We start from the raw sequence: 19,706 nt of genomic DNA on the forward strand, positions 1-19,706 counted from the left end.
TTCTTACTTATCTTTTAATTCATTGATTTCATCCGGATTGATGGTTTTATAGTGTCTATAGACATTCAAAACCAAAGCTAATCCAACGGCTACTGCCGCAGCTGCCAGAACGATGGCGAATAGGGCAAAAATCTGCCCACCATAACTGATTTTATCGTATTTACCAAAGGCCACAAAGTTCAGTATAGCCGCGTTAATCATCAGTTCGATGCCGACCAGAATCATAATGGCATTTTTCTTCGAGAGAACGGTATACAGACCGATACAGAAGATACAGGCACTGACTACCAAAAAATGCGTCAATGTAATCATCGGTTACGCTCCTTTCTGGATAAATGCGAGGCGCCGATAAGCGCCATCATCAGAAAGATGGAAATGACTTCAAATGGCAATACATAGAATGTCATAAATCGTAAGCCGATCTGTTGGATGTTATTATCTGTTGGAATAATCTCCGTATTATTTTCCCGGGCCTGTTGGATCCAGGTAGGGAGGGACTGCTGCCATTCCCGTATGCCCAAAATCAGCAGTGTTAGAAAACCTAGGGCCAATACAATCGCCTGCCACCTGGGCATGTTCAAAAATGAGCCACTGCTGTCTTGAAGATCTTTCAATAGTTCTTTGTTGGAAAGCATAAAGGCAAATAGCATAAGGATCAGCACACCACCTACATAGACCATAATCTGTGTGATGGCAACAAAATCTGCCAGCGCAAATAGGTATAGGCCAGCCATAGCAAAGAGCACAATGAAAAATAGAAATAAGGCGCGGGCTATATTTTTAAGATTTACCAGCAACAACGCGGATCCGATGGCCAATGTAGCAAAGGCATAAAACAGAATACTTTCCATCTTTTTATTTTTGCTTTGCTGCCTCCTTTTCAGCTTGAAATTGTGTCCATTCTGCTTTTCGTTGTGCAACTTGTTCGTCGGTCATGTCTGAAAAACCATAGATCAGGTCGGTTAATTTCTGTGAGCTGCGGTCATATTCATTGGTCATGACTATACATTCCGTAGGACAGACGACCGTACATAATCCACAGTACATGCATTTGGCCATATCAATATTGAATTTGGCTGGATACAGTCGTTTGACGCTACCGTCTGACGTTTTTCCGATCGCCTCCGGAGATTTGATTGCTTCAATTTCAATGCAATCTACGGGACATGCTTTGGCGCAAAGGTCACAGACGATGCAATCATCAATATCTACTTGCAATTGATAACGTGCCACTTCGGGCATCGGCATTTTCTCGGCAGGGTATTGTACCGTGACGATGCCCTCCTGACGGTCAAAGTAGTTGTCGTTTTTGATATTTAATTCCTGACGCGAACGTCGGGCGCCAAACAAGTGCTTGACAGTCAAAGATAAGCCTTTGATTGCTGTACGAAATGCGTGGGAAGCCGTTTTAAATATCATATCTTATGCTATAATTAAAATTCTCCAAATGGCAGAAATCGCCATGCAAACAAAAGCTAAAGGAGTCAATACCTTCCAACAGAGACTCATTAATTGATCGGCCCGTAATCGGGGTAATGTCCAGCGTATCCACATTTGCACTCCGACGATAAATAACGATTTGGCCAAGGTCCAAAAGATACCCCAGGCAAGGCCCGTAGTCCAGTCCGCCAGTCGTATGGCACCGATATTAGGAAGTGGCGTGTTCCAGCCTCCTAAAAAAAGGACGACTCCAAGCATCGCTACCAAAAACATCATGGCATATTCCGCTAAGAAAATAAAGGCAAACTGTATGCCGCCGTATTCTGTATGGAAACCACCGACCAATTCGGATTCCGCTTCGGGAATGTCAAAGGGCGCCCGGTTACATTCGGCAAGTGTAGCAATAAAGAAAATGAGATAAGTTACAATTAAATGTGGGGCCTGGAAAATATTCCAGGCGAAGAATCCACCAATCTCATTGACTTCCCAAAAGCCTAAAAATTTGATGCTTCCGTTGGTCATAATGCCCTGTCCGATGGCAATTTCATTGAGGTTTAACGTCTGGGTTAACATCACTACGGTGATCAACGAGAGCCCCACCGGTATTTCATAAGATACCATTTGGGCTATCGCACGCATGGATCCAAGCAGGGAGTATTTGTTATTCGAGCCCCAGCCTGCCATCAGAATACCCAGGGCATCAATGGAGATAATGGCCATGATAAAGAATAATCCTGTGTGCGTATTTGCCGGAATAAAGTCTTTGGCCCAGGGAATAACGGCAAAACCGGTAAAAACAGCTACGAAGATAATAATCGGAGCTATTCTAAATAGAATTTTATCGGCCGATGTGGGGGTGATTAATTCCTTTTGAAGTAATTTGAGAATATCGGCTATCGTCTGGAGGCTACCGTATTTCCCGGTTTCCATTGGTCCGAGACGATCTTGAACAAATCCGGCAATCTTGCGCTCGGCATATACCGCAAATAAGGTAAATGCTGCTATAAAGGTAAAAATAGCAACGGGAACCAAGATATGTAGTATTGTATCTATCAAGCCTTATTTATAATGATTTTTAATAAGCGTCCAATGAATACGCAAACTTAACGAAAAACAGGGAATTTAGAGAGGGAAAAATTAAAATATACTTAACAAGTAGATTATCGTGACATATTAGAGATGTTAGTATTTAGATTTGAGTATTTAGATTTTGCTGATGTAAGCCGCTTACTGATGATATTGTCAGAAAGATAACACACTTTATGTTTACCTAACGTGCTATAGCATAGTGTTTTTGAAAAAGGTGCCGTCACGGTATTTCCATAAAAAAAGCATCCCTTGGGATGCTTTTTTTATGGAGATTAATCGAATTAACGATTTGAAAATTCAACGTAATCACGTTCTGTATGTCCAACATACACTTGTCTTGGGCGGCCGATAGGCTCTTTGTTTTCACGCATTTCTTTCCATTGTGCGATCCATCCCGGAAGACGGCCCAAAGCAAATAGTACAGTAAACATATCTGCTTTAAATCCTAAGGCACGGTAGATAATACCCGAGTAGAAATCGACGTTTGGATAAAGTTTTCTGTCGATAAAGTATTGATCGTTTAACGCTGCAGCTTCTAATTTCTTAGCGATATCCAATACAGGATCCTGAACGCCTAATTTTTCTAAGATATCGTCACAGGCTTTTTTAATGATTTTAGCACGTGGATCGAAGTTTTTGTATACGCGGTGTCCAAATCCCATTAAACGGAATGGATCATTTTTGTCTTTTGCTTTCGCAAGGTATTTTTCAGCATCACCACCATCATTTTTGATCGCTTCCAACATTTCAATTACCGCTTGATTGGCACCGCCATGTAATGGACCCCATAGTGCATTGATGCCTGAGGCTACAGAAGCGTACAGGTTGGCATTGGATGAGCCTACGATACGAACGGTAGATGTCGAACAATTCTGTTCGTGGTCAGCATGTAAAATAAGCAATTTGTGCATAGCGTCGATAACAACTGGATCGAATGTTTTTTCGTCGTTAACCTCGCCGAATAACATGTTTAAGAAGTTATCAATGTAACCCAAATTGTTTTTAGGGTAAACGACCGGATGACCTAAAGATTTCTTTTGAATCCAAGAAACGATAGTAGGCATTTTAGCCAAAAGATTGATGATCGTTTGATCTTCTTCTTCGTCTGTTAAGTTTGGATTTAAAGATTCTGGGTAAAATGCAGATAACGCGCCCACTAAACAAGAAAGTTGACCCATTGGGTGGGATTTGGAAGGAAATCCAGCAAAGAAATTTTTCATGTCTTCGTGGATCATCATTTGCTTTTTGATGTCAGCTCTGAATTTTTCCAATACCTCTTTTTTTGGAAGCTCTCCGTAGATCAGTAAATAAGCAACTTCCAAGAAAGTAGATTTCTCCGCCAATTGCTCAATGGGATATCCTCTATATCTCAATATACCTGTCTCACCGTCAAGGAAAGTAATCGCACTTTTTGTTGCACCCGTGTTTTTGTATCCTGGGTCCAACGTAATAAATCCGCTTAGATCTCTTAATTTGGAAATATCAACTGCTTTTTCATTTTCAGTACCGACAATGACCGGAAGGTCATAAGAAGTACCGTCTAAATTTATAGATGCTTTATCTGACATGTTTATATGTTATCTTATATCTGATTTTGTATGCTAATCTCACAAATTTAACTATTTGATATTTAAAACTGAAAGTTCTTTTGGAATTTATATGACATCATTGCGTCATTTTGGATAATATTGAATAACTATTTACTCAAATAAGCAAATAGTTTATTCAAATTTAACACTATCTTATTATGCCCGAAATGCTAATCTATTTTTCGCTGGGCGACTTTACCTTTATCTTCGTATTTCCCATTTTTGCCCGATCCAAAAAAAGGTAAGATAACCAAGCATACCAAAATAATGGATGTTAGGGTGAGAATACCGGTTGTCCAAAGGATTTTACTGAAATTTTTAGCATCCAGGAAATGGATACCCCATAGCCCCAATAGAAAATAGGTAGCCACAAATAGGATAACCAAGGTGAATAATATACCAAAGATGTATTTCATAATGGGTTATATTTTGTTGAGAATCTGTTTTTTGAGTGTATCGAATTCCTCCTGTGTAATAATGTTTTCGCGTACCAGCAATTGTAATTTTTGCAATTTTTCGACAAAATCACCTTCCGCTTGTATATTGTCTTTGATCTCTTCTTTCTGAAGATCAAATTGCTTGCCCAGTTCCATGCCGACACCCAATTGTGCACCGATACCGGCTAATCCGCCTTCATTTTTAGCGGCATCCCTGAGGGCGCGTAATTTTTCCAGTTCTACATAGCTCAAACCGGCCTGCTGTGCAGCTTGATTTTGTGTCGTCAGGTCTGCAATTTCACCAATTCTGCGTTGTGTGTTCGCGTCAAACTGGGTTCCTAGAATCTTGAAATCTGTAATTTCTAATCCAAGATCTATAAAATCTTGTTCAACAGCTGTTTTTATATCGGTAGACAGTAGCGGGAGCTGGCTGTCGATCTCATTATACCCCAATTTTTTCTGTGCGATCTGCGCAACAATCCGTTGGGGAATACGGTTGTTGATGACATCTTGGATAACCGCTGTGCTGACCGTATTTTGATTGGCAACAATGTTTTTATAAAAATGTACCGGTTCCTTGATTATATAGGAAAAAGTGCCGTTCAATCCTATTTCTATAGGAAGATTGTACTGTGGGTCAATGTATTTTATCGGATTTCCCGTTCCCCAAGCCTGATTGACAATAGCTGCAGTCCGAAAGAAGTAGATGTACAGCTTGTGTTCAGACTCAAAGTTTTGCCTCAACCTTGCCAAGGTTGTAAAGAAAGGGTGGTTATCCGTTTTTAAATTATAGGTTCCTGCCTCTGTGAGTAGGTTTTCACCCTTTCCTTCATAAACGAGGATACAACCTTGCCCTGGGGCAAGAATAAGCTTACTGGAATTTTTAATTTCATTTCTTTCGGAAGGAAATTTATACCATAATATGCGGGGATCTTGATTTTTCCACTCAATGACCTCGGATAGTTGGTTTTTAAAAAGATTGAATAGTCCCATAATGTTTAATTTAATGAGTCGAATTTGGGATTATACCCTTCGAATTTATTGATTTGTTTTCCGCTATTATCAAAATAGTAATAGTCGCTTGAACTTTTGACAATGAAGCCATCGTTTAACAGATAACCATTTTTATAGATGGATTTAAGGTCTGTTGTGACAGTTTTTTGTATGGCACCTGTAGCGACATCCAAGAGCTGAATCTGTAAAGGGTCATCTTCCGCCGGTGTCGGTTTGTAAGCGATCAATAGCGTTTTGTTATTTTGAGCGATCACTACCGGCTGAAAATAGAGCCTTCCTGGGGTAAAGTCTTTAAAACTAATCAGACGGGTGCCTTTAAATTGCCATGAATTGATCAATACCTTTTTGTAAGGATCGCGGTCTGTAAAAATGCCTGACCTGCCATAATCTTTATCCCAGGAAAAGCGTGGACTATCTTTGGGAAATCCATATTGATACTGGTAACTGTATTGGATTAACTGAATTTTTTCCTCAGGGTAATAGCTGGATTTACTTGAAAAAGTGAACTCAGTTTTTGTTGTCGGATTGGGAAGTTTTTTCCTTCTTTCATCGTAAAGCTGCTTATCCGGAATAGATTTATTGATTAAAGGGTAATAAGCAAGGTTTTGCCCTTCATTATTTATGATTTGATAAGAAGAGCCATAATCTTCGTATTTAAATTCAACTTTGGCAATGCCCGTGCTGAGTGACGGTGCATCTTTGACATAATCTTCAAGGACACTTTTAAAGGTTAGGCTATTTCTGTCCAATTGATAAATGTATTTGGATTTTACGATAATGTACAGGTTTTGGTCTTCAAATACCTGTAATTTAACGTCGCTACTTGATAATTCAACGGGAGTATCCATCAATTGTTTGATCCATTCCTTTTTGCCCGTTTTGGGATCAAATAATCCGATATAAACTTTATTGTCTTTGCCTTCGTCAAATCTTGCTTTAGAATCCCGGACATTGCCCACCACGACAACGTGGGGGACATTGTTTTTGTCCAAAAATAATTCGTTTGAGGCGTAATTCCATTCCAGCGTAATGGCTTCTTCTTTTTTATCGGCCGTGTTGGACGAAGTATAGGTCGAATAATTCGGTTCAGGTTTTTTGGAAAATAAAGCACTCAGTGCACCAATAACAAACATTAAGGTGATAAAACCCACGACAGCAAATAGTACAATCCGTATTGCTTTATATTGATCTGGATTGCTGCGCGGATAGTTGTAATTGTGATTGATATTGATATCGTCGCTATCTAAAAAAAACTCGGTTCCACAACTGTCACATTTATAATAGTCAGGGCGTATGGTGCTGACTTTTATGCTGCCACAGTGGGGACATTTGATCGCTTTGATACTTTTGGCCATTTATCTTATTGTATTTGTTTTAATCTCTGCTGTCTAAATTTAATTTCTGCCAAGATGGAATTCCTATGTTGGCAGAATATGATCTACAGCCGAAAGTTATAAATAAAAAATAAGGATTAGCAAATTTTTGACAGGTCAACTTATATTCGATGGAATTGATTTTAAATGCGTCGGGAATGGGAAGCTATTGTAATGTTACAGAAAATACTGTCCCTATCACCTGTGGAGCAGGGATATAAGATAAATAATAATATATTTTTGGTATTTACGAATTATTCGTAGATTAGTGAAAGAATAGTAAAGAAAGATTTAAGACATGGAAAAGTTAACAGCACAAGAGGAGCAGGCAATGCAATCTATCTGGAGCCTAAACGGAGGTTTTATCAAAGAGATCTTGGATAACATCAAGGGGGAGAAGATGCCATATACGACCTTGGCATCAACAGTTAAGAATTTGGAGCGTAAGGATTTTGTGAAGGCTGTGCGGTATGCAAATGCCAAACGTTATGAACCTATGGTCAGTGAGCAGGATTACAAAGCCAAGTTTATGAACTCCTTCGTTGGCGATTATTTCAAGAATTCCTACAAAGAAATGGTTTCTTTTTTTGTGAAGGAGGAAAAACTGACCGCCGATGAGCTAAAAGAGATCATGGATATGATCAAAAACAACAAATCTTAAAGATGATGGAAAATCTACTGACCTATATCATACAAGTCAATCTGTTGTTGAGCATCATCTATTTGGGGTATGCGGGACTATTGAAAGGGTTGACATTCTATTCGTTAAATAGATGTTATTTTTTAATAGGCGGATTATTTGCTTTTATATATCCTTTTTTGGATTTGAAGTCCTTGTTCGTACAGCGTGGATTGGACATTGGAGTGGTCGGTGAGCAGATTTCATTTTATATGGAGGACGGTGTCGTGCAGGAAAAGCTTACTTTGGCCGGTTTGGTCGGGATGGTTTTTATTTTGGGGGCAGCCTTATTGTTTTTGAAGTTTCTATTTCAGTTAATGAGTTTACTGCGGATTCATTTTCATTCTACTGCGGATCAATGGAAAACATATTTTTTTCGCAATGTGTTTATTCCTATTGTTCCCTTTTCTTTTCTGAACAAAATTTATGTCAACAAAGGGCAGCATATGGATGCTGAACTGATCGATATTTTTAAGCATGAGGATATTCATGTGAAAGGCCTTCACAGTTTGGATATTTTATTGTTTGAAATGATATTGGTGTGTTGTTGGTACAATCCTTTCGTCTGGTTCATGCGCAGGGCCATTCGCCAAAATTTGGAGTTTCTGACTGATCAACAGGTACTCAATAAAGGAATTGACAGACAGACGTACCAATATAGCCTATTGAATGTGTCCAAAAAGGGCACTTCAATAGGATTGAGTAATCAATTTAATTTTAAACTATTAAAACGTCGTATCATGATGATGAATAAGAAAAGATCATCCAAAATAGAACTGAGTAAATATGCCTTCCTCTTGCCTGTTTTCCTGCTAGCGGGTGCAGCTTTTACGGTTAGTAAAGCAGAGAATAGTATCGAAGGGGTAGTGGAGAAAGCTAAAGAAACACCTATATTGACTTTGGATAAGGTGGAGGAAGCTGATGGTTCAGTCTCGGTCAAGGTGGCAGGCGAGGCGGCTGAGTTATTGCAGCAGGCTTTTGGAGCAAACGAGATTGCGATTGATACTTTGCCTAAGGTGAAAACTGGCAGGGCCAGCGAATTTAAAAAAATCAAGAGATCGGATATTGATTTTTCTAAGAATCTGAAATATTTTATTGATAATAAACTTGTGTCTAAATCAGACTTTTTGGCTTACCCTGAAGAAAAACTAGCGAACTATTGGGTTTCGAATGATAACGAGCTAATTAAATATCGAACCAAGTCATCAATTGATATTTCTCAAGGTGCAATTTTGGCAAACTCGGTTGTAATGCAGCAAAAACAAGATGCTGCAAGAGCAAAAATGCGGTATTATGTCGATGGCGTTCTGCAAAGTCCAAGCTTTAATCTAACTGATTTTGATCCAACCTCAATTGCATCAATGACCGTACTAGAAGGGCCAGCTGCACTTAAATATGGTGATGTTGGGAAAGATGGTTTGGTTTTGGTGAAGATGAAGCCTGAGCGCAGGGACGAAATTCGAAAAAAGGGAATTACAATTGGTATTCGAATGGATGGTACTAAAGATAGTGTACTGTATGTAATTGATGGTCAGAAGGTGAAAGGCTCTGTTTTTAGGAGTTTAGGTGCAGAAGCTACGGAAAGCATACACATTCTTAAGGATGGGCCTGCTAAACTAAAATATGGCGAAGAAGGGAAAAATGGTGTTATTGAAGTAACCACAAAAGAATGGGCAAGGGAAAATCCGGATAAAGTCAGCAAATCTTCTGGGGAACTAAAATCTGAAAATAAAGTAGGAGAGACTCTTCCACTTGCTGTCTTTTACAAAGCGAATGAAGACAAGCAGGATGCTAAGACGATAGCATTTGAGGGGAAATCCAAAACAGATACGAAAGAACCAGAGCTCAGGGGCAGAGCACAGGGAATTGTCTCCAATATGAAGGGACTAGGGAGTAGTGGGCCAAGGAAGTATGGTGTCTTTAGTAATGGGATCAAAGGAGATCCGCTAGTTGTTTTGGATGGAGAAGTTATGGGCAAGACTTTTGGGCTAGATAAAATAAATTCAAATGATATTGAATCTATTACAATCTTAAAGGATCAAAGTGCCTCTGCGCTATATGGTGATCAGGGAAAGGATGGTGTCATCATTGTGAATACCAAGGCCTATGTAAAGGCACATCCTGAACTGTCTTCTGATGTAGAAGACCGTCTGTCAGGAAAAGTGAAAAAAGTAATTAAGGCCGAAGTGGAAAAGGAAAAAGCTGAGGCTTCCAAAGAAAAAAAACAGGAAATAGTCCGACCGTAGATTAGATATTGACTTTTGCTTGCTGCAAAGTGGAAAAACCCATCCAGCACAAGCTCGGCACAAGAAACGAACAAGCCTGGCACAAGGAACGAACAAGCTCGGCACAAGAAACGCACAAGGATGGTACAAGAATCAAGCAAGGTTGGCACAACGATCAACCTGTCTAAGTACTTCCTTAAAACAAGGTTGATACAACAATAGCACAATAAAGGAATAAGCTGTATGCTAGAAAAAGCCGTTTAATTCGGCTTTTTCTAGTTTGAAAAACATTGATAATATAGTTATTTCTGATGCTTACGGGGGTGATTATTTTGTATTTAGATTGGTCATGGTCAGCTCAATGCCGATATTGATAAAACTTTGGATCATCTTAACGGAGTGATCGATCAAAGCCGGGAGCTCGGCTTGTTCGTCCTTGTCAAATGGACCAAGAACGTAATCAACCTGTCTACCTTTGGGGTAATTATCTCCTATGCCAAAGCGTAGGCGTGGATACACCTGTCCACCGCAAAGCTGCTCGATGGATTTAAGTCCATTATGTCCGGCGCTGCTGCCTTTGGGTTTCATACGTAAAGAACCAAATGGAATCGCTAGATCATCAACAATCACCAATACGTTCTGAATCGGCACTTTACATTGTTGCATATAGTAATTGACCGCTTTGCCGCTGAGATTCATATAGGTGGTCGGTTTGATGACCGTCACATTATGCCCGCGCTGTTTAAACTCACTGTAGTAAGCTAATTTCAGCAATGAGAAACTTGCACCAGCTTGCTTGACAAGTTCATCAGCAACCATAAATCCAATGTTATGTCGTGTGTCGGCATATTCACTGCCGATATTGCCCAATCCAACGATAAGATAATTCATGACGCAAAAATAGAAATTTTAACAAACAAAAAAGCACCGAATTTCGGTGCTTTCTGTAGTATCTTAAGAATCTTGTTCAGATTATTTTTTACCACCTTTAGCTGCTTTAGCTGCTTCTTGTTCAGCTTGACGCAATGCACGGGACATGATAACTGAAACGATTGTATCGTCAGAGTTATTCAATACTTTTGCATTTTCCAATTGAACCTGAGCTACACGGTATGATTTACCAACTTCTAAAGATTCCATTGGTACTTCAATTTCTTGTGGCAAGTTAGCAGGTAATGCTTTTACGCGTAGTTTGCGTAATTTTTGAACTAATTTACCCCCCATTTTAACACCTGGAGAAGTTCCTGTTAATTTGATAGGGATATTCAATGATACTTCTTTATCATCAAATAACTCTAAAAAGTCAATGTGAGTAACTACGTCAGTCAATGGGTGGAATTGTGCATCTTGAACGATAGCTCTTTTTGTTTGACCGTCAATGTTTAATTCTACGATTACAACATCTGCAGTGTAAAGAACTGGTTTCAAATCAGCTGCGGATACAGAAAGAGCAGTTTGTTCTTTTCCTCCGTAAAGTACCGCTGGTACTAAACCTTGGTAACGTAATTCTTTTGCATCTCTTTTCCCTACGTTCTGTCTTACAGAACCGCTAATAGCAATTGATTTCATCTTTTAATTTTTTATAAATTTTGAGGTGCAAAGATAATCTAATTTTTGGATTATTCAAATTTATTAATCGTCAATCCTGTTGATTTTGAATGGATAATCAGTTAAAATTTAAGTCCAACACTTAGATTGACCCCTAGGTTTTGTTGGGATTGATAGGAATTGGACGAAAAGGCAATCATCGACTGGCTATGGTAGTAAGGATTGAGCTTAAGGATATACCGTTCTTTCTCTAGCTTGGCGCCGAATGATGCCCAGAGGCCGACGCCGGATTTATTAATGTTATCTTCATTCTGTACCTGTACACTGACCGTCGGTCCAAGTTGGGCAAAAAGGACTTTTAGGAAATTATACTGTAGCAAGATCGGAAGATGTATATAGGAAGCCTTATAGTCGATGTCAAATTGCTGGCCCTCGCCATTGATGCCACTTTTATTCATGGCATCGAAACTGTAGCGTAGACCTGTTTCCAGTCCAAGATCATAAGAGATATCTTTGTAGTAAAGCAACCCGATGGAATGACTATGTCCTTCCAATGAAGCTGCTCCAGCAGATTCATTTGGGATGATCACAGTGCTTAATCCATATTGAATAGCTAAAGCATTGGGGCGCGGTGTGCCTTCTTGTGCATGTGCACCAGAACCGATTGCAAGTAAAAATAAGAGGAATGAGAATACAGATTTCATATGACGAGCATGTTTAAGCTACTAATATAAAAGGTTTTTAGAAATACTCCCAATAAAATTTATTTGGCGGTCATCCTGTCTGGTTAGACGATAGTAGCCTGCTTATGGAAGCGATAAGCCCTAGACAAATGCAATCGGGATCTTTTATTTCTACCGCAAAAGACGGTACATAAAAAAGACTCTGGTATGTCAGCCGTCGGCTTAGCATACCAGAGTCTCTATACTACTTTCTCAATACTCGATACTAAAAAAGACTATTCTACGTCAAATAGATCAGAGATTGATGTATGTTGGTTTACGCTTGTAATTGCTTTCGCAAATAGATCAGCTGTAGATAATACTTTGATTTTTGTTGATAGTTTTGCTTTTTCAGGATCCAATTGAATGGTGTCGGTTACGATCATCTCTGACAATACCGAGTTTTCAATTGTTTCATAGGCTTTGCCTGATAATACAGCATGTGTACAAACCGCTCTTACAGATCTTGCACCGTTTTCCATGATTAGTGCTGCAGCTTTTGAAAGCGTGCCAGCTGTATCACAGATATCGTCAATCAATACAACATCCTGATCTGTTACATCTCCAATGATAGACATAGACTCGATTTCATTCGCACGTTTACGACGTTTGTCACAGATGATCACTTCGGCATTGAAGAATTTAGCAAAAGTACGCGCTCTGTATGATCCACCCATATCTGGTGAAGCAATTGTCAAGTTAGGAAGTTTTAGGGATTTGATGTAAGGAACAAAAATAATAGAGCCATCAAGGTGATCAACAGGGATATCGAAAAAACCTTGGATCTGTGCAGCGTGTAGGTCCATCGTCATGATACGGTGAATTCCAGCTGCTGTTAACAGATTGGCAATCATTTTCGCGCCAATGGCAACTCTTGGTTTGTCTTTTCGATCTTGTCTTGCGAAACCGAAATAAGGGACAACCGCCGTAATGTAATGTGCTGAAGCTCTTTTTGCGGCGTCAGTCATCAACAATAACTCAAAAAGATTGTCGGTAGGCTGGTTGGTGGATTGGATGATAAACACATCGGCTCCACGAACAGATTCATTGTAAAATGGTTGAATCTCACCGTCGCTGAAACGCGATAATGTTTTGTCTCCTAGTGGTTTCCCATAAGATTGTGCGATTTTTTCGGCCAGTTCTGTAGTGCCAGAACCTGCAAATAGTTTAACCGTGTTGAATTGCAAAGGCATGGTTTTGTATATTTATGTTGGGTTATTGTATTGTCGATTATTCAATATTTTTATTCCCTAATATTTTTTAAAGTTAAACATTAAAAAAAATGGATTGTTTTCACAATCCATATACTCTTAACTTTAAAAGTTGTCCGACCTGGATTCGAACCAAGACAAACAGAACCAAAAACTGTCGTACTACCCTTATACTATCGGACAATGTCTCTAAAAAGTCAACGTTTCCGTTTTTTTCTTTTTGACGACGCAAAGATAGAGATTTGTTTTAAAAATCAAAATTCAAATTAAAAAAAATCTAAACCCTTTTATAAATAATAAGCCTTGCATATAACGCAGAAAAGGCTTGCGATTGCAAGCCTTTTCTATTGTTTGTTGTCCGACCTGGATTCGAACCAAGACAAACAGAACCAAAAACTGTCGTACTACCCTTATACTATCGGACAAACAATTCAATTGTGTTCGTTATCGTGATGATGTCGTTCACATTTGATGATGCAAATATACGGACTATTCTTATTTCTGCAAATAAAAATGTGCTGTAAAGTGCATTGAGCTTGATTTTCAAAGAAATAATTTTTGTTTTGTCCTAAAATTAACTTTAACCATGCTGCCTTTTTGTACTGCTATTGGTCTGATCAAGCTCATCGGAGCCTTTATCAGGCTTTCTTTACAGCCAATATTGCATCGCTTAATGAAATTTTTTCAATTAATATGTGTTAAAAAATCAGAATAAAGTTCATTTCTTATTAACTTATCCTTATTTTCGAGCCGTATTATAATACTTTTACAGTTATCATTTTATGAACTATACTAAAATCAACAATCTTTTAGGATGGATATGTGCGCTCATTGCAACAGTAGCATATGTCATGACTGCCGAACGATCGACGAGTTGGTGGGATTGTGGTGAGTTTATTGCCTCAGCCTTCAAACTTCAAATTGTGCACCAGCCGGGAGCACCATTATTCTTAATGATTCAGAACATTTTCTCCAATCTTGCCGGAGGTGATGTCACTCGGATCGCTTTTTGGATGAATGTGGGATCTGCTGTATGTAGTGGTCTGACAATCTTATTTTTGTTCTGGACGATCACAGCGCTAGCAAAGAAGGTCGTTGCAAAAGGAGTCGGCGAGTCCTATACTTCAGCAGACTTGATCAAAATATTTGGCTCGGGTGCTGTTGGTGCGTTGGCTTATGCCTTCACGGATACATTTTGGTTTTCCGCTGTTGAATCTGAAGTATATGCCATGTCTTCGCTCTGTACGGCTGTTGTATTTTGGGGGATATTAAAATGGGAAAATCACGCCGATGAGGCCGGCTCTGACCGCTGGTTGATCTTTATCGCTTATGTGATGGGGCTTTCAATTGGGGTTCACTTATTGAACTTACTTGTTATTCCGGCTATTGCCCTGGTGATTTATTTTAAACGTTCAAAAACGGTGACTTCTTCGGGCGCTACCAAAGCATTTTTGATTGGTGTGGTTGTGCTGGCCCTGATCTTATGGGGGATCATTCAGTATACCGTCAAGGCGGCAGCTTATTTTGATTTATTCTTTGTGAATAGTTTAGGTATGGGCTTCGGGACCGGATTTAATCTTTTCTTGATCTTAGTGGTTGCTCTTTTTGTATATGGTATCTGGTATTCGATCAAAAAAGCAAAACCGATGTTGAACCTGATCCTGATCAGTACCGCATTTATCATCTTCGGTTATAGCTCCTTCGCGATGATCATGGTACGCGCGAAAGCGAATCCTACCTTAAATAATAGTGATCCGGATAATGCCTTTTCTTTTGTCAGTTATTTGGGCCGTGAGCAATACGCGAGCGAACCGCTTTTAAATGGGCCTACATTTGATGCACAGGTTGTAGATGCTGCGCCTACCTATACTTATCGAAAAGACAAGGATAGATATACGAAAGTAGAAAACGGAATGGATTATAAATACGATAAGACGATGTTCTTCCCGCGTGTTTATAGCTCCCGTGACCAAGGACATATCGATTATTACCGCGATTACCTAAAGCTTCCGGAGGGGCAGTCCCCAACATTTGGGGATAACCTGAAATTTTTCTTCAGTTATCAGATCGGGCACATGTATGGCCGTTATTTCTTGTGGAACTTTGCCGGTCGTCAAAACGACCAACAGGGGCAGGGCTCCTTCACAGAGGGGAACTGGATTTCAGGGGCTAAACCTGTTGACCAGATGCATGTAGGTGGACAGAACGCCATCCCTGATTCATTAAAAACGGATCCTTCAAATAATAAATACTATTTCTTGCCTTTGATTATTGGTTTGATCGGTGCATTCTGGCATTTTGGTAAAAGACAGCGTGATGCCGGAATTGTCGGATTATTATTCTTCTTCACTGGTCTAGCAATTGTATTATACTTAAATCAAAGTCCATTACAGCCCCGTGAGCGTGATTATGCCTACGCAGGTTCGTTCTACGCCTTTGCGATATGGATCGGCTTGGGCGTATTCGCTATTGCGGATTACCTGAGCAAAAAGGTTGATGGAAAGATGGCGGCCGGTATTGCTACGGGAGCTTGTTTGTTAGGTGCCCCCGTATTGCTCGGATTTCAAAACTGGGATGATCACGACCGCTCGGAGAAAACAACAGCACGTGATTTAGCGAAAAACTACCTGGCTTCCTGTGCGCCAAATGCGATTTTATTTACCTATGGTGATAACGATACCTACCCATTGTGGTATGTACAAGAAGTTGAAAACTATCGTCCTGATGTACGGGTAGTCAACCTGAGTCTTTTAAGCTCTGACTGGTATATGCGCCAGATGAAGCAAAAGGTCAATCAGGCCGATGGCTTGCCAATCAATATTGATGACGAAAAATTCAAAAAAGGTGTTCGTGAAGTACTTTATTATCAAGATATGAAGGTGCCAGGACACGTGGATCTAGATCTGGTGATGCAGATCTTATTGTCTGATGACCAGAAAAATAAACTGGAATTGCGTGGTGGTAAATTTGAAAACTTCTTACCGACCAAAAACTTTAGCCTTCCGGTGAACAAGGAAGCTGTGCTAAAAAACAATGTTGTTCCAAAAGCATGGCAGGAATCCATCGTCGATACCATGACTTGGACCTATAACCGGAACTATGTATCCAGAGCGGAATTGTCGATCCTAAATGTGTTATTGAACAATAACTGGAAACGTCCGATTTATTTTGCGGCGACTGTTCCGAATGACAACTACCTTGGATTGGATAAATACCTGGTGCAAGAAGGTTTTGCGCTGCGCTTAATGCCTATTGCGGCACCTGCGGGAGCTGAGGGTACTTTAGTGGATACACAGTCAGCCTTTAAAGATATTACCACAAAGTATCAATGGGGTAATATGGCGAATGCTTCTTATTTGGACCCTGAATCCTACCGCATGATCACCATGATCACCAATACCGTGATGGGGGGAACGGCAACACAATTAATGATGGAAGGTCATAAGGATGAAGCCCGTAAAGTGGCTGTTGAAACGTACGAGAAGATGCCAAAACGTGTGTACCTGATGCGTGACGTATTAGGCTATATTCCGATCATCAATGTATTATATGAAACCGGTGAAAATAAACGTGCAAATGAGATTGTCAGTCGCAACCTGAAATTTATGACACAAAATATGCGTTGGTACCAGGATATTGCACAAACGAAAGCGGAACTTGAATATTCCAATATCGGAACTGCCCTACGTGCTTTGGGTGCATATAAGAGTATTTTAGCTTCGACTTCCGAGAAACAATTGCTGCAACAGGTAACTGAACTCGAAAAATCGTATAAACAACAATATGGTGTAGAATAATCAGTCAACCAGTATTTCAAGTATAAGGAGCTGCCCAGGGCTGCACCTATTCAAAAAAAATAATCTTTTGAATAGGATGTCGCTGAGGGCAGCTCTTTTTTTGATTATTTTTTCTTAGCTTAACGGCATAAAACCAACCTGATATTATGATGAAACGTCAACTGAAATTGTGGGATGCGATTATGCTGGTCATGGGCTCGATGATCGGAAGTGGGATCTTTATTGTGTCGAGCGATATGATGCGGCAATTGGGCTCAGGATACTGGCTGGCAATCGTATGGTTGTTGACAGCCATTGCCACGGTAGCAGCTGCAATTTGTTATGGTGAGCTATCTTCCATGTATCCTAAGGCTGGTGGACAATATACCTATCTCACTGAAGTGTTCGGCAAGCCTGTAGGCTTTTTATATGGTTGGAGTTTATTTACCGTTATTCAGACCGGTACGATCGCGGCTGTCGCGGTTGCCTTTGGTAAGTTTACAGCCTATCTAATTCCGCAATTGAATGATGCGGCACCGATATTTCAACGCGGAGACTTTAAGATTACCTGGATACAGATACTCGCTATGGGGGTGATCCTCCTGCTGACCTATATCAATACCCGCGGCATCAAGAGCGGCAAGTCGGTACAGTCTTTTTTTACCTCTGCAAAGATTATCGCTTTGGTTTTATTGATCATAGGTGGGTTGTTTCTGATTAAAGAAAACCATTTCTCCGAAAATATGGCCTACAGCTGGGATGCTTTTCAGAACTTGAAAGGCGAGGGCTGGATGGGGATTTCAGGTGGCGCTTTAATGGGAGCACTGGCAGCAGCCATGGTAGGCTCGGTCTTTAGTAGTGTGGCCTGGGAAAACGTGACCTTCGTGTCAGGCGAGATTGTGAATCCACAGCGTAATGTGGTGCGTGCGCTCGTGATCGGAACCAGCCTTGTTATGCTGCTATACATCTGTTGTAACTATATCTATCTTTCTGCTTTGAGCCGCGAAGAAATCGCTTTTGCGACAAATGACCGGGTGGCTATCGCAGCAGCCGAAAAGATGTTGGGGCATACTGGTACGATTGCAATGGCTATCTTGGTTATGATATCGACATTTGGCTGTGTCAATGGTCTCGCGCTGTCTGGAGCACGGGTTTTTCAAACGATGGCCAAAGACGGTCTGTTCTTAAAACAGGCTATCCCGAATAACAAATATGATGTGCCTGCCCGATCACTATGGTTACAGGGTATTTGGGCTTCCTTACTCTGTTTGAGCGGTCAGTATGGCAATTTACTGGATATGATCTCTTTCGTTATTGTCATCTTTTATATGATCACGGTATTGGGAGTTATTATTCAACGTGTCCGACGGCCGGAAATAGAACGCTCCTATAAAACGTTTTTATTCCCAATCACACCTATTATCTACCTGCTGATAGGTACTGTATTTTGTGTCCTGTTGATCATTTATAAGCCGCAGTATACCTGGCCCGGTTTTATACTGGTATTGATCGGAGTGCCGGTGTATTTTTTTGCACGTGGCAATCAGAAGAATGATTGAGGTAGGTGGATGGTTGCGTCGATTTGAGGCCGGGATCAATTGTAATATCTCGTTGTTTCATGATACAAAGCGATGGGTAAATAAAATGGATATGCTGTCGGTCTGGCTTTTACGGTTGCTGATTGCATAGCTTTTGTTTTTACGTAGGAGAACAAAAAAAAGTGAATAGGTCCTAAGCGAATGGGAGTACATTCTCGCTGAAAGGACGCTTCTGAAGCCGTTGAATTACTTTAATGACCAGTCGTTCTAGCCTGTATCGATCTGTCTATAGAGAACTGATTTATTGAAATTAATTGGCATACGAGCCGTAGTTTTTGTCAAAAAAAGTGTAGCTTTGCTCAAACATTCCCATAATGAAACAGTCGATTTTATTAGACGGACCAAAATTTCAAATCACCATTCAAAGACTATGTCGTCAATTGATTGAGAATCACGGTGATTTTTCAAATGCTGTCGTCATAGGTATTCAACCAAGAGGAACTTTCTTAGCTAAACGTATTGTCAAAGAACTTGAACGCATGATCGAAAAACCGATCCTGGTCGGTGATTTGGATATTACATTTTACCGCGATGATTTCCGTACAAAAGGTAATGCTGGTCCGTTGTTAGCAAATAGCACAAATATCAATTTTATTGTAGAAGGTAAAGATGTCATTTTTATTGATGATGTCTTGTGGACGGGACGAACTATTCGGGCAGCGATGGATGCTGTACAGGCATTTGGAAGGGCAAGAAGAATTGAGCTGCTTGTTTTGGTCGATCGTCGATTCTCCAGACAGATTCCGATTCAACCCGATTATATTGGCATACAGGTCGATTCTATAGATTCTCAAAAGGTGATTGTGAACTGGAAAGAATCTGACGATCAGGATAGCATTATCCTGGTAACGGAGAAGAAAACGCCAGTTAATGATTAAGACCAGGTTTGATGAAAAAGCGGAGGTGCTGATTGACCTTTGCATCGAACGAAGTGCCTGTATCGATATATACTGAAAAAGTTGTAAATCCATAACAGACACTAAAATAAAATGATTAGTAAATACT

At 40.1% G+C, this 19,706-nt stretch carries 17 protein-coding genes; 5 read left to right on the forward strand and 12 right to left on the reverse strand.

The features are described 5' to 3' along the window. Positions 1–3: 3 nt before the first annotated feature. From nuoK to BWD42_RS23540, 8 genes are all read right to left on the reverse strand, one after another. A complete protein-coding gene (gene nuoK, locus BWD42_RS23505) occupies positions 4–312 on the reverse strand; it encodes an NADH-quinone oxidoreductase subunit NuoK (RefSeq protein WP_077438855.1) in 309 nt (102 codons plus the stop codon). Beyond that, positions 309–851: an NADH-quinone oxidoreductase subunit J gene (locus BWD42_RS23510; RefSeq protein ID WP_077438856.1), complete on the reverse strand. Its 543-nt coding sequence runs from the start codon at positions 849–851 to the stop codon at positions 309–311. Before BWD42_RS23510 ends, nuoK begins: the two co-directional genes overlap by 4 nt. 4 nt (positions 852–855) lie before the next feature. Continuing rightward, positions 856–1,419 carry a NuoI/complex I 23 kDa subunit family protein gene (locus tag BWD42_RS23515; protein WP_077438857.1) on the reverse strand — a complete coding sequence of 188 codons (564 nt, stop codon included), beginning with the start codon at positions 1,417–1,419 and terminating at the stop codon, positions 856–858. Between the two features lie 3 nt (positions 1,420–1,422). After that, positions 1,423–2,496: an NADH-quinone oxidoreductase subunit NuoH gene (nuoH, locus tag BWD42_RS23520; protein WP_077438858.1), complete on the reverse strand. Its 1,074-nt coding sequence runs from the start codon at positions 2,494–2,496 to the stop codon at positions 1,423–1,425. 314 nt (positions 2,497–2,810) lie between these two features. Then, a complete protein-coding gene (locus BWD42_RS23525; protein WP_077438859.1) occupies positions 2,811–4,097 on the reverse strand; it encodes a citrate synthase in 1,287 nt (428 codons plus the stop codon). Between the two features lie 191 nt (positions 4,098–4,288). Continuing rightward, positions 4,289–4,534: a hypothetical protein gene (locus BWD42_RS23530; protein WP_077438860.1), complete on the reverse strand. Its 246-nt coding sequence runs from the start codon at positions 4,532–4,534 to the stop codon at positions 4,289–4,291. A 6-nt stretch (positions 4,535–4,540) separates the two neighbouring features. Further along, positions 4,541–5,548 (reverse strand): SPFH domain-containing protein, encoded by a 1,008-nt coding sequence (locus BWD42_RS23535; protein WP_077438861.1) that lies wholly within the window; start codon positions 5,546–5,548, stop codon positions 4,541–4,543. A gap of 5 nt (positions 5,549–5,553) precedes the next feature. Further along, entirely contained in the window at positions 5,554–6,924 is a 1,371-nt protein-coding gene (locus BWD42_RS23540; RefSeq protein WP_077438862.1) for a hypothetical protein, read from the reverse strand. 316 nt (positions 6,925–7,240) lie between these two features. Between BWD42_RS23540 and BWD42_RS23545 the strand changes: the two genes are divergently transcribed. Beyond that, positions 7,241–7,603 (forward strand): BlaI/MecI/CopY family transcriptional regulator, encoded by a 363-nt coding sequence (locus tag BWD42_RS23545; RefSeq protein ID WP_077438863.1) that lies wholly within the window; start codon positions 7,241–7,243, stop codon positions 7,601–7,603. A 2-nt stretch (positions 7,604–7,605) separates the two neighbouring features. Beyond that, positions 7,606–9,867: a TonB-dependent receptor plug domain-containing protein gene (locus BWD42_RS23550; RefSeq protein ID WP_077438864.1), complete on the forward strand. Its 2,262-nt coding sequence runs from the start codon at positions 7,606–7,608 to the stop codon at positions 9,865–9,867. 306 nt (positions 9,868–10,173) lie between these two features. Here the strand turns inward: BWD42_RS23550 and pth are convergent, their stop codons facing one another. The 4 genes from pth to BWD42_RS23570 all read right to left on the reverse strand — a co-directional run bounded on the left by pth (position 10,174) and on the right by BWD42_RS23570 (position 13,309). Continuing rightward, positions 10,174–10,737: an aminoacyl-tRNA hydrolase gene (gene pth, locus BWD42_RS23555; protein ID WP_077438865.1), complete on the reverse strand. Its 564-nt coding sequence runs from the start codon at positions 10,735–10,737 to the stop codon at positions 10,174–10,176. 81 nt (positions 10,738–10,818) lie between these two features. Then, positions 10,819–11,415, reverse strand: a complete 597-nt coding sequence (locus BWD42_RS23560) for a 50S ribosomal protein L25/general stress protein Ctc (RefSeq protein ID WP_077438866.1) — start codon at positions 11,413–11,415, stop codon at positions 10,819–10,821. Between the two features lie 101 nt (positions 11,416–11,516). Continuing rightward, complete coding sequence (locus BWD42_RS23565; protein ID WP_077438867.1) at positions 11,517–12,098, reverse strand: outer membrane beta-barrel protein; 582 nt, start codon at positions 12,096–12,098, stop codon at positions 11,517–11,519. A gap of 254 nt (positions 12,099–12,352) precedes the next feature. After that, positions 12,353–13,309: a ribose-phosphate pyrophosphokinase gene (locus BWD42_RS23570; RefSeq protein WP_077438868.1), complete on the reverse strand. Its 957-nt coding sequence runs from the start codon at positions 13,307–13,309 to the stop codon at positions 12,353–12,355. Positions 13,310–14,109: 800 nt separating this feature from the next. Between BWD42_RS23570 and BWD42_RS23585 the strand changes: the two genes are divergently transcribed. From BWD42_RS23585 to pyrR, 3 genes are all read left to right on the forward strand, one after another. After that, on the forward strand, positions 14,110–17,124 hold the full coding sequence (locus tag BWD42_RS23585; RefSeq protein WP_077438869.1) for a DUF2723 domain-containing protein: 3,015 nt from the start codon (positions 14,110–14,112) through the stop codon (positions 17,122–17,124). 146 nt (positions 17,125–17,270) lie between these two features. Then, on the forward strand, positions 17,271–18,662 hold the full coding sequence (locus BWD42_RS23590; protein ID WP_254846310.1) for an APC family permease: 1,392 nt from the start codon (positions 17,271–17,273) through the stop codon (positions 18,660–18,662). Positions 18,663–19,015: 353 nt separating this feature from the next. After that, positions 19,016–19,579, forward strand: coding sequence for a bifunctional pyr operon transcriptional regulator/uracil phosphoribosyltransferase PyrR (gene pyrR / locus BWD42_RS23595; RefSeq protein WP_077438870.1), 564 nt, complete (start codon positions 19,016–19,018; stop codon positions 19,577–19,579). Positions 19,580–19,706: the final 127 nt, after the last annotated feature.

The organism is Sphingobacterium sp. CZ-UAM (genome assembly GCF_002000245.1).
Classification (GTDB): domain Bacteria; phylum Bacteroidota; class Bacteroidia; order Sphingobacteriales; family Sphingobacteriaceae; genus Sphingobacterium.